General features: G+C 67.2%; 14 protein-coding genes. 12 read left to right on the forward strand and 2 right to left on the reverse strand.

All coding sequences use genetic code 11. The features are described 5' to 3' along the window. The 7 genes from MCHLDSM_RS27620 to MCHLDSM_RS27645 form a co-directional block, all read left to right on the forward strand. Nucleotides 1–739 (forward strand): C40 family peptidase (locus MCHLDSM_RS27620; protein ID WP_048473035.1); only part of this gene is annotated, 739 nt, incomplete at its 5' end. A 29-nt stretch (nucleotides 740–768) separates the two neighbouring features. Continuing rightward, entirely contained in the window at nucleotides 769–972 is a 204-nt protein-coding gene (locus tag MCHLDSM_RS37880; RefSeq protein WP_060937693.1) for a hypothetical protein, read from the forward strand. Nucleotides 973–993: 21 nt separating this feature from the next. Then, nucleotides 994–3018: a DUF4226 domain-containing protein gene (locus MCHLDSM_RS27625; protein WP_053083106.1), complete on the forward strand. Its 2025-nt coding sequence runs from the start codon at nucleotides 994–996 to the stop codon at nucleotides 3016–3018. Between the two features lie 62 nt (nucleotides 3019–3080). Beyond that, nucleotides 3081–3392, forward strand: a complete 312-nt coding sequence (locus MCHLDSM_RS27630; RefSeq protein WP_048473036.1) for a type VII secretion target — start codon at nucleotides 3081–3083, stop codon at nucleotides 3390–3392. 2 nt (nucleotides 3393–3394) lie between these two features. Then, nucleotides 3395–3691 carry a hypothetical protein gene (locus tag MCHLDSM_RS27635; protein WP_048473037.1) on the forward strand — a complete coding sequence of 99 codons (297 nt, stop codon included), beginning with the start codon at nucleotides 3395–3397 and terminating at the stop codon, nucleotides 3689–3691. Further along, on the forward strand, nucleotides 3691–5361 hold the full coding sequence (locus MCHLDSM_RS27640; RefSeq protein ID WP_053083107.1) for a hypothetical protein: 1671 nt from the start codon (nucleotides 3691–3693) through the stop codon (nucleotides 5359–5361). The genes MCHLDSM_RS27635 and MCHLDSM_RS27640 overlap by 1 nt, the downstream gene beginning before the upstream one ends. Then, nucleotides 5358–5738, forward strand: a complete 381-nt coding sequence (locus tag MCHLDSM_RS27645; protein WP_048473039.1) for a hypothetical protein — start codon at nucleotides 5358–5360, stop codon at nucleotides 5736–5738. The genes MCHLDSM_RS27640 and MCHLDSM_RS27645 overlap by 4 nt, the downstream gene beginning before the upstream one ends. A gap of 874 nt (nucleotides 5739–6612) precedes the next feature. Here MCHLDSM_RS27645 and MCHLDSM_RS27650 read toward each other — a convergent pair. Continuing rightward, nucleotides 6613–7080, reverse strand: coding sequence for a hypothetical protein (locus MCHLDSM_RS27650; protein WP_053083108.1), 468 nt, complete (start codon nucleotides 7078–7080; stop codon nucleotides 6613–6615). Nucleotides 7081–7326: 246 nt separating this feature from the next. Here MCHLDSM_RS27650 and MCHLDSM_RS39880 point away from each other — a divergent pair, with 246 nt between their 5' ends. After that, nucleotides 7327–7827 carry a hypothetical protein gene (locus MCHLDSM_RS39880; protein ID WP_234714218.1) on the forward strand — a complete coding sequence of 167 codons (501 nt, stop codon included), beginning with the start codon at nucleotides 7327–7329 and terminating at the stop codon, nucleotides 7825–7827. A 155-nt stretch (nucleotides 7828–7982) separates the two neighbouring features. On the opposite strand, the gene MCHLDSM_RS39885 is transcribed toward MCHLDSM_RS39880, so the two are convergent. Next, nucleotides 7983–8411 carry a hypothetical protein gene (locus MCHLDSM_RS39885; protein WP_234714219.1) on the reverse strand — a complete coding sequence of 143 codons (429 nt, stop codon included), beginning with the start codon at nucleotides 8409–8411 and terminating at the stop codon, nucleotides 7983–7985. 1074 nt (nucleotides 8412–9485) lie between these two features. On the opposite strand from MCHLDSM_RS39885, the gene MCHLDSM_RS39890 reads away from it, so the two are divergent. From MCHLDSM_RS39890 to eccCa, 4 genes are all read left to right on the forward strand, one after another. Then, complete coding sequence (locus tag MCHLDSM_RS39890) at nucleotides 9486–10328, forward strand: EspK C-terminal domain-containing protein (protein WP_234714220.1); 843 nt, start codon at nucleotides 9486–9488, stop codon at nucleotides 10326–10328. Next, entirely contained in the window at nucleotides 10325–10579 is a 255-nt protein-coding gene (locus MCHLDSM_RS27670) for a hypothetical protein (protein WP_048473043.1), read from the forward strand. The genes MCHLDSM_RS39890 and MCHLDSM_RS27670 overlap by 4 nt, the downstream gene beginning before the upstream one ends. Further along, nucleotides 10579–10926: a hypothetical protein gene (locus MCHLDSM_RS27675; protein WP_048473044.1), complete on the forward strand. Its 348-nt coding sequence runs from the start codon at nucleotides 10579–10581 to the stop codon at nucleotides 10924–10926. Before MCHLDSM_RS27670 ends, MCHLDSM_RS27675 begins: the two co-directional genes overlap by 1 nt. A gap of 81 nt (nucleotides 10927–11007) precedes the next feature. Then, nucleotides 11008–15261 (forward strand): type VII secretion protein EccCa, encoded by a 4254-nt coding sequence (gene eccCa / locus MCHLDSM_RS27680; protein ID WP_048473045.1) that lies wholly within the window; start codon nucleotides 11008–11010, stop codon nucleotides 15259–15261. Nucleotides 15262–15327 lie beyond the last annotated feature (66 nt).

Raw genomic sequence — 15327 nt, forward strand, 5'->3', positions numbered from 1 at the left:
GGCACTGGCACCCTCCACGCGCACCGCCGCGGGCCAACGCGCACTCATCACCGCCCTGCGCGACCGCCTGGCCCAACAACAACACGTCATCAACGCCTACCAGGCGCAGGATGCGCGACTGGCGGCGATGGTCCGCTCGCTGGCTTATTCACGCCGTGCAGCCGCCGGCGGCCGGATGCCGCTGGGCCGCATGCCGTTTGGTGGTGGGGGAGGCTACGGCAGCGGGGGTGGCGGCTTGCCGTATTCGGGGCTGTCGGGCCTGTCCTCGCTGGGTGGTCTGGGTGGTGGCCGGTCACGCAACCCGCGCACCATGTTGGCCTCAAGTGTTGACTGGCTCAACGGCAATGATGTGCCGGGCGAGCCGGGGCAGGGCGCGGCCAAAGCAGCCCTTAGTAAGCTCGGCCGACCGTACGTGTGGGGGGCGCGGGGGCCCAACGCATTTGACTGCTCTGGGCTCACGCAATGGGCGTGGCGTCAGGCCGGGGTTGATATTGGCCCGAACACCTACTCGCAGATCAAAGATGGTGTGCCCGTGTCCCCCAGAGACATACGGGCCGGAGACTTGATTTTCCCACTGCAATACTTCGGTGAAGGCGGTGTCGCGGGCCCGGGTCACGTGATGATGGCGATCAACGACCAGGAGTGCGTCCATGCGCCCACCACCGGAGACGTGGTCAAGATTGCGCCGATGCCGGGGCGGTTCATCGCACGCCGGCCGGTGCGGGTGGCAGAGATCTAGCCGAACGAAATTCGTGCACGAGCCCACCCATGGCCGGGTTTACGCTGAAATCACTTTCAGGAAAGGACGATCTGGTGATCACAAACCCGGGCATCGAAACCGAAGCCAAGAAGGTGTTGGGTGTCGTGTCGCGCGCGTTGACCGTATTCGGAGGTGCCACCGAGCCGGTGGAACCGCCCCCGTTCGCGGCTGCCCGCGACATTGAGGACAACGTTGGCCGCGGCCGATTCTGAGCGTCGAGGGGACAGCATTTCATGACCGGGACCAAACATTTCGGCGACGTCCAATGGGACTCCGGCCATGACATGATCGGCTGGAACCCCGGCCGCGGCTGGCGGATGCCCAGTGACCGGGGCACCTACATCACCGTCGACGATCCGTACTGGGGGCACGTGCTCGACAACGCCCGGAAAACCTACGGCGACCCCGATATTCACTTCGATACCGACGACCAGTCCAAGGTCCGCCATCTGGTGTTCGGCGACGGCTCAGCGCTGCCCCCGGATGGGACCGTGGTCTACCACGATGCGGCCCGGCACCAGAATTGGGCACAAAACGACGACGGCACAGTCTCGCTGATCGGGCCGGACGGCAAGCCAGGCCCGGCGTTCCTGCCGCCCGGGTACCGAAAGTTCGGCGACCAGTACGCGCTGGTGAGCCCGACCGGGCAACAGGTAGGACCGCAGCAGGAGGGGCTGCCGGCCAGCTCCGGCGGCTTCTACACCGACCCGAAAACCGGTGTGTTGACACCGAAGAACGCCAACGGCGACTACTACACACTCGGCCCGGACGGCAAGAAGTCGTTTTTCGACCGCAACGGGTTGCCGCTCACCGAGCAGCAGTTCAACAACACCACGGACCCTCGCGACGGGACAGGACCTGCCGCCCCCGATAGCGGGCTGGTCACCGACGAACAGCAGTCCGGCCATGCCGCCGACGCGGTGAAAAAACTCCAGGACGAGCTCAAACAACGATTCACCACGATCAGCAGCGCCGAAGAGAAGTTATCGGAGGTGCTGCTCAACGCGCACGCCACCAACGCTGACGGTCAGACGAAACTCAACGACATTCAGAAGAAAATCGTTGAGGCCGTGAACAACCCGGCGATGGACACCAACACCGCGGCCGGGGAGAAGGCCTATCTGACGTTTCTGCGCAGCCAGGTGAGCGCGATTCAGGAGCTGCTGTCGTCGAGCAGCCTCAGCGCAGAAGATCAAGGAAAGGCTGCGGCCGCGCTGGCCGCCCTGTATGCCGCCGACAACGGCGGCACCGCTCAGCCCAATAGCCCGGGCACCACCGACGCCACGGCCCCCGCTGCGGCTGCGCCGGCCGCTACCGATCCGGGACTCACCGATCCTGGGCTGACTGATCCCGGGTTGACTGATCCGGGACTCGGCCCTGCGCCGGCGATGCCGGACCCGTCGCTGTCCGACCTGATGGGTGGCCCGATGAGTCCGCTGGGCGCCGACCCGATGTCGGCGCTGGCGTCGATGCTGCCGGGTGCCCTGGGAAGCCTCGGCGGCCTCGGTGCCGGCGGCAGCCCCCTCGATGGTCTTAGCGGCCTGGCCGGGGCGGCCAGCCCGTTGGCCGATCTGGCGTCCGGACTGGGCAACCAGGGCGGCCACGACCGGACGTCGGATACCTCGGACACCACCGAGAAACCCGACGACAAGACCGACCCCGTCAAAGACTCGACGGACAAGACCGCGCCGACGACCCCCAGCGACTCCACCGCCGCGCCGGCCAACCAGCAACCCACCAACGGGCAGCCGGCCCAGGATCCGCAAAACGGTCAGCCGGGCCAGCCGCCCGCACCGGTGGCTCCGCCCGCTGCGGCCTCGCCGACGGTGCAGCTGCCCGATGGGTCGAGCGCCGAGGCCCGGACACCGCAGGCCGCGCAAGCGGTCCGGGACTGGCTCAAGGGCGGCACCGTCGATGGCTCCTACCGGCAGAACGGCATGACACTGCCCCCGGTCGGCACACCCGTCACCAACGGTGTGCCCCCCACACAGCTGCACTGCGGCGACGTCGCCATGTTCAAGGATCACTACGAACCGGTGCTGAGTTCGGTGAAGGGCTACCTCGGCGGCAATGTGGTGCCCTTGAGCCAGGTCACGTCGAGCCCTGATTTCCTCGGCTTCATCGACCCCACCGCGATGGCCGCCACGAGTGTGGGCGCCCTCGGCGCCCCGGCCCCCACACCGGCGCCGGCCCCTGCGGCACCGCTGGCCGCATCAGCCGCCCCCGCACCAGCTCTGGCACCGGCCCCGGCAGGTTAGCCAGGATCGTCGACGCCGGCCGGCGTTAACGCGGACAATTGATCGCTAGAAAGGATGCCACGATGACTGAGCCGATCCGGATTACACCCGATGTGCTGATCGCCACCGCCAATGACCACGACGAGGTCGTACAGCACGTCGAAGCGGCCCGCGAACGCGGCAGCGACATCAGTGCTGCCGTGCAAAGCTATGGTCCGATCATGCATCAGCTCAAAGCCGCCGTCGGCGACGTGCTGCTCGACCGCGACACCGCGCTGGCCGAGCATGCCGCCCGGCACCGCAACGCCAGCGACGATCTGCGCCGCGGAGCGGCCGTGTATGTCAACGAAGACGAGCAGAACGCCGCACAGATCAGCCAGGTCCCCAACGTCTAACCATGAGCCCAGCAGCTGACCGCGAATACACCGCCAACACGCTCGACGAGACCGTGTGGGTGCGGGTCGCTGGCTCCGGCGAAGTTCTCGGTGTGCAACTCGAACCGGCGGTGATGCGTCGCCCCGGCCATGAGATCGCCGCCCGCATCCAAGCGTGCGCCGACGCCGCCTACGTCGAAGGCCAGGTGGCCCAGCGCCACGAGTGGGAAGCTGCCGGTGTGCCCCGCGACGCGTTCAGCTGGCTACCCACATCGAAGGACCTCGATGACGCACGCGGACGGTTGAGGACACTTGACTGATGAAGGTCGACGCGCCAGGACTGGTCGCTGCGGCGCAGCGACTCATATCGGCGGTGGAAGCACTCGGCGGCGATAGCGCAGTGCCGCACCCTCCGCTAGCCGCCGACCCGGCCTCGGTCGGCGCCGCGCAGCGACTCACCACCGCCAGCACCGCCCTGGCGGCAGGCCTGACCGGTCACGTCTCGGCGCTGGTGGCGTCCCTGGAGCATTTGACGGGCATTGCGGTGACGTTCACCGAGACCGACCAGCAGAACGCGCAAGCCCTGGCGACCCTGAACGCCGGCAGCTCAGGTCCGGCGCCTGTTGCCGGCTCCGCGCCACCACCTCCACCGATTCCGCCCGACGTGCGCACACCGCTTCCGCCGGCAGCGGGCATGATGCCCGAGGCCCTTTCGGCGGCGGCCCACACCGGCGCCGCGGGGGCGGGTGAGCCGTTCATAGCGGCGTGGACGACGGCCAGCGGCGCTGCCCGCGACGCCTCGGAGAATCTCCGCTCGGCGGTTGCCCATCTGCCCGAGACTCTGGACGGGCCGGCATCCACGCCCGCGGCGAGCAAGCACTTGCTGGCCTTCGCTGACGGCCTGGACCACTACGCCGACCGCGGCCATGCCCTGGTGACCCAGTCCACCGGGTACGCCAGCAACCTCGCGCAGGCGCGTCAAGACATTCCCACCCCCGCCCAGCACACGCAGGCCCAGAATCGGGTGGTGTCGCTGGCACAGGCGAATGCGGCATCGGGCGGCCGGTATGCGGTGCCGCTGGCGAACGCGGTGGCCGAAAAGAACCAGCTCAACGAGCGCACCATCAGCGGCTACACCGGCTACCACGAGAACACCGACGCGGCCACAGCAGGGGATCACCCGGGCAGCGACGGCAACCCGCTGGACCCAGCCGCGGGCGATCCGGCCACGGCAGGCGATCCGAACGCCCCCGGCCAGCCCGACCCTGACGGCGACCCGCTGTCGCCCGAGAACTCCGGCGAGCTGGCCTCGATGCTGCCGCAGATGCTGCCGACGATCCTCGGGGCCGCGGGCGGCCTGGTCGGCGGCCTCGTCGGGGCGGTGACCAAGGTTCCCGAGACACTCATGCAGGCCGGAACTCAGGCGATCGGCGCCGCCACCCAGGGGCTGTCCGGGCTGGCCCAGCCCAAAATGGACTCGCTGGAAACCGGCACGAGCGGTCTCGGGGGAGACCCCGGCGGCGGCGATCTCGGCGACATGGGCGGCGCCGGGGGCGGTGGCGATGCACCTACCACCCCGGCAGGCGGCGGCGCACCGTCCCTGGCCGTGGCCCCCACCACGGGTGCACCGCCAACCCCGGCGATCACCCCGGTGGGCGTGACCGGCACGCCACCGCCACCGTCTGCCGGCATGGGCGGCATGCCCATGGGGATGCCGATGGGCGGCACGGGACCGATCGCCGGCGGACCCGGCGGCGCAGGCGGGGCCAACGAGGACGCCGGCAAGCAGCGCAAGGTGACGCCCCGCGACATCCCGCACACCGAAGACATCACCGGCCGCACCGACACCAATAGGCTGGCCGCGGCGGCAGCCGGGCACCGTGAACGCAATACATCGGAGCCGCCCAATGACGACAACTCGCCGCCACCGGACTCGTCCAAGCCGATTGTGCGTCGCTTGACGACCCGACCGCCGAAGGAGCTCACGTGACCGGGCCGGCGCAGCACCCGTCGGGGGCAAGCCCGAATCCGAAACCGGACCACGCAGCAAACTTCGATAACCTCGGTGACGCCGAAAAGGTTAAATTCGTACGGAACGAAACCGCCGGCGCCCTCGCCCACCTGGACAAGCTGCTGCGCGACCTCGACGACATCGGCGCCGGCATTGATGATCCTGACGGCCTGGTGTCACTGAGCCTGGGATTCGACGGCCATTTGATCGAGATCCACATCGCTGACGCGATCGGCCAGGTCATGACCAACATCGACCTGGAAAACCGGCTAAACGGCCTCTTTGCGGCTGGCACCGAAGGCATCACCGAGATGCGCGAAGAGTTCTGGAAGCACGCAGCCGAGGACTCCGAGTGACCGAGTAACCAAGCTGTGCACCATGATTCGACCCGCCACCCGATCCCGCCCGCCTGCTCGCCCGGCGCCTCTTTCGAGACGGTGCATCTGACTCCCTAATGTGAGGCGCCGCACGACCTGGGCGGAGCCCAGGCAGGTCCACGAACGGTTCAGCCGACGTCGACGCGAGCCCACACCGTGCGTCGGCGGCCACCGCGAACCGCGTGGCGAAAGTCCGGCTGACCGACCTCGGTGTGACCGTATACAGCCCTGCTCACTCTGTGGCACATCGCCACGAGTGCGACTCCCAGACATGCGTTCTCGCGCGGCAAGCCGGCATCGGGCGCGCACACCCCGCCCTCGGCCCCCGGCCCCTATAACACGGCTGTCCTAGCTCGAACGGGATACCCAGCCAGGGCGACCCTGACGCACTCCGAAGACATCCTCGAGCACACCGTTTAGCTGTACCGGACGGGCTGGCAGGTCCAGTCATGGCTGCCGAGAAGAGCTGCCGATTGGCGCACCATCCAGAGCCGTTAGCCGGATGTGGGAGCCCCGCGGCGGCCGGTGGCACGATTCCGTGGCCCCTTTACACAACATCAGCGCGCCTGACATTATCCGGGACTCCGCGCGAACTTGGGCCGGAAAGGTGTTGGCGCACAACACTGGGCTGAGACTACGAGGACAGGGCCCGGCCGAGGTTCGTGGGAGAAAAAGCCGGGCCCTATCCGCCCCACCGTTGTAGGAGCACGCTGAGGCACCTTTGACGCTACCGCACCGCGGCCTGCTCGCCGTGCACAATTTCCACCGCCGAGTTGGGGCGAAACCGACTGGGACACAGACGAATAAACGCCGAACCTGCCGATTCCATATCAAATGTAGGGCGCCCTGCGGGCTACGCCGCGCCGCTTACCGCGAACGACCCTCGTCCGCGCCGCGACTCTCGGCGCGCCTGCCGCAGCTCCGCGCGATCCAGCCGGCCCAACCTCCACTCAAGTGCCCACACATCACGCTGCCGAGGAAGGCGGTAGCTCAGCTCGATGAGCTGAATAATCTGCTCGGGAGTCAGGCCGATGATGTCGCCGGCCTGGTCGTGCGACGTGATCACGATGGGGCCACGCAGGACCGGAACATCGGCACCGCTGAACCGGGTGGCTCCTACCAGGATCTTGGTAGCCGCGCGGTTGATGGGCTGCAGCGTTCCACGACGCAGCAAAGGTGACGTCCAAAAATCGAAACGCCCGCAGCTACTCGTCAGCGCTTCGATATCGCGCTCACGCACCCAATTCTGAACACCTTCGATGCTCTCGAACGAGAACGTATAGAACACGCCGTTGTGGCTCGCCAACAGGGCCTCATGCATGGTTCCTCCAGGTGCTTGCGCCCGAACCTCAAGTATCCGTCATCGAAATTTGTGAGTGCCGTGGTATACGTGCGCCTTTAAGCTGGTTCTATGACGGCTACGCAGCACGGTGCCCCGAACACCCCGTACGGGCCAGCTGCCGGCACGCCGGGCGGACCCCCCGCGCCTCCATCCGGCCCGCCCGGCTACGACTGGCGCTACGCACCACCAGCACGCCGCGGAAACAAGCTGGTCACTGTTGGCATCGTGACCACGGCCCTGATCGCCCTTGCCGCACTCGCAGTAGGCATCGTCTCCCTAGTCACCCGGCCTGCACCCGCCCCGGCTGCCGCGACGCCGGCCCCCGTCGCGGCAGCGCCCAACGCGACACCGGCTAGTGATACGAGCGCGGCGGACCGCGCCCTCTGCACCGCGATCGCACCACTCATGGCCGAAAGCGACCGCTTTTCAAATGCCTGGACAGATCTGGGCGAGCCGGGGACGCCGGCCCGTGACGCCGCGACTCCCAAGTTCATTAGTGACACGCTGGATTGGATCGGTAGGGCTCAGCCAATGCTCGACCAGCATCCCGATGTCGATCCGTTCTTTCGGCGCAGCCTTCAACGGTTCATCGACGATCTCCACCTCTTGGTGGTCGACCTCAGACCCGGGCCGCTGACCTCTTACGCTAAAGCGCTCTATGCAGACGGTGTCGGTGCCTACAGCGGGCCACTACATATCTGCGACGGGCTCGGAATCAAGTGGTAGCGGTCAACGCGCCGGCCGGGATGCCGAGCCGACAATTCTCGGCAACGATCATCGGCGGCGCATGGCCTCACACCGATCCGAGCGCCGTTCAGAACGCATCAGAGGCACAACATGCGAAGGGTGTTGACCTTCTGGACTGCGCCGAAACGGCGCGCTCAGAAGCCGCGGGCGTCGCGGCCGAGCAGTCCGGCCACGCGATCGACGGATTCTGCGCCAAATGCCACCGCGACGCCTCCACCTACACCAGCCAAGCCGATCGGTACTTCGCGCTTGCACGTATGTGCGAGGAGTGCGCACGCCTCATCTACGGCCTCCGCGAGGACCTCGACCAGATCGACGCAGAAGCACACCGCGCCATCCAGCAAATCATGCAGTGGGTCCAGTCCGGCGTCATGCAAGCAGCTCTGGCCGGCGTGGAAATCATGCAGATCATCGCCGCCGCTCGCGCCGCAGCCATGGCCAAATCTGCCGAAGTCACCGCCGCCCTCGCGGCAGAAGCATCGAAAGTCGGCATCGACGGCGCCCGGGCGGGCGCGGGTGGCGGTGGGGATTCGCGCGGTTCGCCGGCAGATCCCGAGGTCCAACCGCTCTCCACGGGCTTCGGCGGCGGAGGGGGCCCCGGAGGAATCCGTGACGGCATGCCCACCGGCCGACCCGACCTCAGCCACCTGCCCGAAGACTTAACGCATGGACAGCAACCCCCGGAATCGGGGGACCATTGGCATGACATTGGTGGGGACGGCACGAAAGGTGACAGCTCTGGCGGCGACAAGACCCCTACAGGCGACAAAACTCCGAGTGGCGACCCCGCAGCCTCGGGTCTCGGGGACAAGGATGGCGGACCCGGAGCAGGCCGTCATTGGCACGATGTAGATGGCCAGGGTAGTCCGCCATTTGTCTCGCCCGGCTCAGGCATATCGGGCGGTGGCTCGAGCAGCGGTTCAGCGGTTTCCTCGCTCGGATCGGCTGGTGGTCTCGGGGGCGGGGGGTTCCCCAAGATGCCATCCACACCGACCGGTCTGAGCGGTGGTGGTCTGCCGACGCAGGGTTTAGCCTCGCCGACCGGCCTGGGCAGCGGCGGCCTGCCGGGCGGCGGGGGTGCTTCGCCGACGCCCTTGTCGGCTCCTGCGACCTCTTCGGATTTCTCGCGCGGCCTGAGCGCTGGCTTGGGCGCCGGCGGCGGTCCGGCGGCCCCGTTTGCACCGCCGGTAGCGCCGCCGGCCTCGACGGCGTCGGGTAGTGCTGCCCCGGCTGGCACGGTTGCATCTGGCCCAGCGCCTGTTGCCGCGGCGGGCGGTGGTCCGGCGGTGTCATCGACGCCGGCCGCGCCGGTAGCCGCTGCTGGCCCATCCGCAGGGCCTGTAGGAGGCGGCGTGCCTTCGGCTCCGGTCGGGGCGTTGCCGCCATTCGGGTCTGATGTGCCGCGGACCGCGACCCCGGCTGCGGTGACGCCGGCGGCCGGACCGCCGGCTGCGGGACCGCCCCCGGCCGGCGTGGGCTCTACGGCGGGCCCGGTGGCTCCGCTGCCTCCCGGCGTCGTGGGGTCTGGTGTGGGCGCATCGGCTGGTGCGGCCAGTGAGGGTATCCGGTCGTCGCTGCCGGATCCGTTGTTGGCGAGCGCTTCTCAGCTGGTGTATCAGCTGCTGCACGATTCACGGATGTATCCCTACATGGATTGGTGCGTCGGAATTTTCCGCACGTCGTCGGGGATTGAGACGCTGATCGTGAACAGCGAGGGTGCGGGGTACATCCCGGCTGGCGTGTTCGTGCCGCGCTCGGCGCGGATGGTGTTCGCCGACGGCGGGTTGAGCCCGCAGTTCCGGGCCCGCTGGTTCAGCTGGGCCAACCCGGCCGAGACGATGCTGGCCTATGCGCAGCTGGCGGCTGAGCATCGTGAGGATATCGAGCTGTGGGCGCTGGCGGTATCGACCGATGATGGCGGCTCGTCGATGCCGGCCAGGGCGATGATTGAGCACTATGAGGACTGCTCGCGATCGCTGTCACCGCTTTCCGACGTCGTGCCGACATCGCAGCTCGACGACACGCACGCGCATCGTTTGGAGACTCTCGACCGCGCGTTGTACTCGCGGCTGACCGGATTCGGCGACGGTCCGCTGCCGGACCGCTCAGAGGCGTGGCGCACCACGATTTCGGCGGCGCAAAAGGCACTTGCCCGCGCGGGCTCGATTCCGGATTTTGCTGTAGCACCGGCGATCCGGGAGGTGCTGGATCTGTTGAGCCACGGCCTTCCGGTGCCCGCGAGACGCTGGCAGGAGTTGGAGGCCGCACATATCGGCGCGTTGATGTCGGGCGCGGGACTGCGCCCGGGCCGCCTGGGCAGCGATAGCGGGACCACCGCACACGTGCTGGCGCACCATGATTTGGCGCGGTTGATCGAGCTGCTGCTGCTGTGGCGGCTGGATTCGACCGCCTATCCGGAAATCGCCTATCTGGCAAGCCAAATCCAACTGTCGCCGTGGATGGCCGGAGTCGGGTCGTGACACAGTCGGCCGAGTTCGCGGCGATGCTGGAAGTGCTCGCCGCAGCTGGCGCCGCGGCAGAGCCCCTGCCGCTACTGGAGGTGGGGCCTGGAAGTTCGCCTGTAGATGACGTGTTGGCCGTTTTCGCCGCGGGGATCAATGAACAGACGGCGGCGATGTCTGCCGAGTTGACCAGCGCCACAAAGCGTTTGGAAGACATATTTTTCAACGGCGGCACCGATGTGCTGCCGCAAGATGGGGAGGACAGCTGATGCCTGCACAGTCGATCAAGGTCGTCCCGCCGGCGTTGTTGTCGGCGGCGGACGCCGTGGCGGTTGCCGGACAAAAGGCCGCGGCGCCGCAACCCGGCGCGGTGTTCATTGCGGCGCCGGGCTCACCAGCTGATGGTGTGTTGGCGTCGATTTCTGCTGGGATCGCCACCCAGACAGCGCAGATGAGTGCGGAAGCCGCCGGCAACGGGCCGGAGGTGCAGGCTAAGACGTCGGCGGGGGTGGCGCAGCTCCAGAGGCAGGACGCGGAAAATGCCACGGCGATCCAGGCGGTCGGGGACTCTGCCGTCGAGCAGGCCGCTCAGCCCGGCGGCTCCATCCCCCTCTGACCTCGCCGGACCGCAAAGGTCTGTCTGCGGCCCGGAAATTAGCGCAGATATGGGTTCGCGGGAGCAAGTAAAGTCGGTCTGGTGACCACGCACAGCTTTGTACGGCCCGGTGACCCCGAGATTCCGCCCCAGACGGGCGGCGGGAAGGTCAAGCTGGAGGCGGCGATCGTCGCTCCGATCCCTCCACCGCGCAGTATCTGGGGTGTGGTGCTGCCTGTGGGCCTTGTCTGCGGCGTGGTGGGCCTCATTGTCGTCATGTACGTGTCCGGTGCCCGCCAGCTCGCCGGCGGATTCGGCTTGTTCGGCGGTATGGCGGCGTTCTCGGCCATTGGCCTGATTGTCCGCAATCGGGGGGCCGCCCGCAAGATGTCGTGGGGTGAGTTGACCGCTCGGCGCCGGAAGTGGTTTTCCACTCAGGACGATCTCCGCGAGGAAGTCAACGTTCAGCGCAAACTCCAGTGGGAGCATCGCTACTTTTTTCATTGGGATCCACAGGATTTGGTGAGCGTCGCGGGATCGGTGCGACAGTGGGACCGGCCGCCGGGAAGCGACATGTTTGCAGTGGTGCGGGTCGGTATCGGCAAGGTGAAACTGGCGATGACGCTGGAGAAGCCGGAGATCGCACCGGCGGCGGACCTGGAGCCCGCCACCGGGCACGCGCTGCGGAAGTTCCTCAACGCCCAGGAATATGTGGACGGGATGCCGAAAGCGATCTGGCTGCAACGCTTTCCCGGGATGAGCATTGTCGGCGATATCAAAGAGGGCCGCAGCGTGGTACGGGCGATGCTGTGCCAGCTCGCCGCCTTCCATAACCCGAGCGATGTGCAGATCATCGTGGTGAGTTCTGCACCGTCGGAATGGGAGTGGGCGAAGTGGTTGCCACATTTCCAACATGAGAGCCGGCGCGACGGCTGCGGGGAACGACGACTGCTGTTCTCCTCGCCGGCCGAGCTGGAGGCGTTCTTCGACGACGATCCTGAGGGCACTCGCCAGGCGTGGTCGCAGCCGTCGAGCGGGTTGAGCGCGGGGACTGGACCAGCGCTGCCGCTGCGGATCATCGTCGACGACCACTGCGCCACCGCGGAGGATTGGGCGGGTCTGACCGGAGCCACTGGCTATGCCGGCACCTGCTTTGTCCGTGTGGCCACTGTTGAGCCACCGCGCCCCAGCACGGCTGTCGCGGCGGGGCAACGTTATTGGGTGGGCTTTTCACCGGAGACGACGTACCGGATCTCAGATGGCGTGCTGCGCAAGCGGGTGACGCTGCTTGACCGCGACCCGAGAGCTAATCACCAGTACAGCCAGGACGCCCCGAAATCCGATGAGGGGGAGGACGCGTTCTATGCCATCGCCGACCAGATGAGTGTCGACGACGCCGAGCGGTTCGCCCGCACGATGGCCCGCTGGCGCGGAAAGGGCGCGGCCGGTGTGACGGTCTCGAGCGAGGATATCGAGCAGCGCACGCTCATTGACGTGTTGTCGATCCCTGATCCTCGCAAGCTGGAGCTGGACCGCTTGTACGCGCAGACCCGCACTCAAAGCTCGCAGTGGCTGCGGTTCCCCGTCGGCACCTTCACCGATACCGGGGAGGTCGCCGAGATCAATCTGCGGGAGGGATCGCAGGGCGGGATGAACATGCACGGGCTGTTCATCGGTACCACCGGCGCCGGTAAGTCCGAGGGCCTGATCACCGAGGTGGCCGGGGCGTGCTTGACCCACTCAACTGATGTCCTCAACATTGTGTTCACCGACTTCAAGCTCAAGTCGGCGGCCGGCATGATCGGCCGGTTCCCGCATGTGGTGGCCAGTGTGAGCAACCTCGCCGAGGAAAAACACCTGGTGGGCCGCCTGTATGACACGCTCGACGGCGAGCTGGATCGCCGCGGCGAAATATTGGCGGCTCTAGATGATTGCCCGGACGTGACTACCTACAACCAGCGCCGGTTGCAGGATCCATCGCTGCCACCGATCCCGGCGCTGTGGGTGATCACCGACGAGTACAACGAGGTGTTCGCCGACCCGATCTACGGCCCCAAGTTCCGCCGTCTGTACTTGCGGATCGCGCGCGTGGGCCGCTCACTGCACGTGTTCTTGAAGCTGGTCGGTCAGACCAAGGACAGCCAGAATCTGCGCGATATCACCAAGCTGCTCGGCTATAGCATCGCCGCCCGCACCGGCACCGAGGAAGAGTCGCGCGCGGCGATCGGCGATACCCGCGCCGCCCATATCGCGCCGTCGGGCGAGGAGGGCACCGCGTACCTGCGCGTGGGTTTGAAGGAGCCACGGAAATTCCGGTACTTCTTCTCGTCCGGTGATTTCATCCCCGGCGGTGCCGACAACAACGCCGCACTGGCCCCCAAACGCGCTGCCGCCGAATTTGCACCACGCGTGTTCTCCGCCGGGGAAGTGGCCGATGTCGATGGCCGGCTGACGGCGCGCCCGGACCCGACGGAGGGCAGTATCGTGCCGATCCGCCGGGCGCCGGCGGAGAAGCCGATCAAACTGGCCACGGCACTGACCGATGCCCTCCAGGAGGCTCTGTGTGAGGGCAGAATCCCTGCGCCGCGCCCGATTTGGCTACCAGTGCTCGGCGATCCAACGCCGGCCGATGAATTGGTGGCGCGCTGGCGGGGCCGGCCCTGGTACGTCGACTACGGCAACAACGCTGGATTCACCGCCCCTGTGGCGCTGGCGGACTACCCGCGCGGCGCCCGCCAGGAGCCGCATTGCCTGGACTTGCTGCGCGACAACGCGCTGATCGTGGCGGCCCCGACGCGCGGGACGACGACGGCGGTCATGACTGCGATCACCACGAGCGCCCTGCTGTACCGGCCGGAGCGGGTGCAGTTCTACTGCATCGCCGCCAGCGGCCCGCAGCTGGCACGGCTGGGCGATCTGCCGCATGTGGCGGAGGTGGCCGCCGGCAGTGACTCCGAGGGTGTGAGCCGGGTGGTGAGCACCGTGGAAGCCATCGCCAGCGAGCGTGATCACGTGTTCACCACCCAGCGCCTGGACATGGACATGGTGCGTGCGGTGAAATTCGGCCAGAACGCGGGCGGCGCCATCAATCCCGCGCAGCAGGCCGCCGCGCGGGCAGTGTCCGGCGGTGAGGTGGTTCTGGTCATCGACGGTTGGAAGAATTTCTCCGAGACGTACCCAGACGTGGCGACGCGGGTGGCGGCGCTGATGCGGGCCCGCAGCTACGGCGTTCGGGTGCTCTACACCCACACCAGCACGATTTCGGGGTTGCCGACGGCGATCAAGACCGAAACCGGCCAGACTCTCGAGCTCAAGCTGGTCAATGAGCACGACACGACGGTCAAGCGTGATCCGCGGGAGCCGGAGCGCAACCCGGCCCGGGAGGTGCCTGACCTGCCGGGCCGGGGGCTCACCCCGAGCGGCCATCACCTGATGGTGGGTGCTCCGGTGCTGGCCGACCCGCCGCGCGACACGGGGGAGCTGGCGGCCGAGGCGCCGTTGGAAGGCGACGATCTCAGTGCTGTGGTGGCCCGCGTCGCCGGGGTGACGAAGACGGCCTCGGTGGCGCGGCTGCCGGAAAAGGTGCTGTTGAAGGATGTGTTCGACGGCATCACCGAGCAGCTGCCTTATGGCGTGGTGCCGTTCGGCTTGGCCGAATCGACTCGGTCGGATTCGGCTTTGGTGCCCGCGGTCGTCGACTTTGAGGAAAACCCGCACGCGCTCGCGGTGGGCCTGGCTGGGTCGGGGCTCACGACGTGGCTTCGGGCGATGGCGCACGGCATCATGCGCTCCTACCGGCCCGATCAGGCCACGATCATCCTGATTGATCCGCGAAAGACGTCGGTCGGGGTGGTCCCGGAGGCGAACTGGCTCAGCGGCTACGCCAGGTTCCCCGAGGAGATCACCACGCTCGTCAACGATCTGGTGGGTGTGTTGAAGGGCCGCCTGTCCCCGGGTGCGGCGTCCCAGCACGATTTGGCGACGAAACGCTTCTGGGAGGGCCGCGAGTTCTTCGTTCTGATTGACGGCATCACCTCGTGGGGCAATGCAGCAAACCCGCTTGTGGCCTTGGCGCCGCATGTTGAACAGGGAGAAGAGATCGGGTTGCATATCGTCGCAACCGCTTATCAGCGTGAGTTCTCGTTCCAATCGCAGGGCGGGGGTGTGCTCGGCAAGACAGTGGGCATGCAGCCGCCGATCCTGATCATGAACGGTCACCGCAGTCACGGCGCCATCGTCCCCGGGGTGTTCGCCGAGCCGCAGCGGGAGGGCAAAGCTAAATTATTGACGCGCAAGGGAATTACTGGTGCGTTGGTCGGATGGACAGACCCACCAGAGTTAGCTCGGCGCAGGTAAAATTTCGTGCAGCGACCACGCTACGACCGGCCTTAGACTGGTGAGCACACCGCTTAAGGCCGCGTT

It is taken from the genome of Mycolicibacterium chlorophenolicum, assembly GCF_001044235.1.
In the GTDB taxonomy this organism is placed as follows: domain Bacteria; phylum Actinomycetota; class Actinomycetes; order Mycobacteriales; family Mycobacteriaceae; genus Mycobacterium; species Mycobacterium chlorophenolicum.

Excerpts from the sequence above, each read along its gene's own strand:
- MCHLDSM_RS37880 (WP_060937693.1), top strand. The coding sequence starts at position 769 with ATGGCCGGGTTTACGCTGAAATCACTTTCAGGAAAGGACGATCTGGTG.
- MCHLDSM_RS27625 (WP_053083106.1), top strand. The coding sequence starts at position 994 with ATGACCGGGACCAAACATTTCGGCGACGTCCAATGGGACTCCGGCCAT.
- MCHLDSM_RS27630 (WP_048473036.1), top strand. The coding sequence starts at position 3,081 with ATGACTGAGCCGATCCGGATTACACCCGATGTGCTGATCGCCACCGCC.
- MCHLDSM_RS27635 (WP_048473037.1), top strand. The coding sequence starts at position 3,395 with ATGAGCCCAGCAGCTGACCGCGAATACACCGCCAACACGCTCGACGAG.
- MCHLDSM_RS27640 (WP_053083107.1), top strand. The coding sequence starts at position 3,691 with ATGAAGGTCGACGCGCCAGGACTGGTCGCTGCGGCGCAGCGACTCATA.
- MCHLDSM_RS27650 (WP_053083108.1), bottom strand. The coding sequence starts at position 7,080 with ATGCATGAGGCCCTGTTGGCGAGCCACAACGGCGTGTTCTATACGTTC.
- MCHLDSM_RS39890 (WP_234714220.1), top strand. The coding sequence starts at position 9,486 with ATGTATCCCTACATGGATTGGTGCGTCGGAATTTTCCGCACGTCGTCG.
- MCHLDSM_RS27675 (WP_048473044.1), top strand. The coding sequence starts at position 10,579 with ATGCCTGCACAGTCGATCAAGGTCGTCCCGCCGGCGTTGTTGTCGGCG.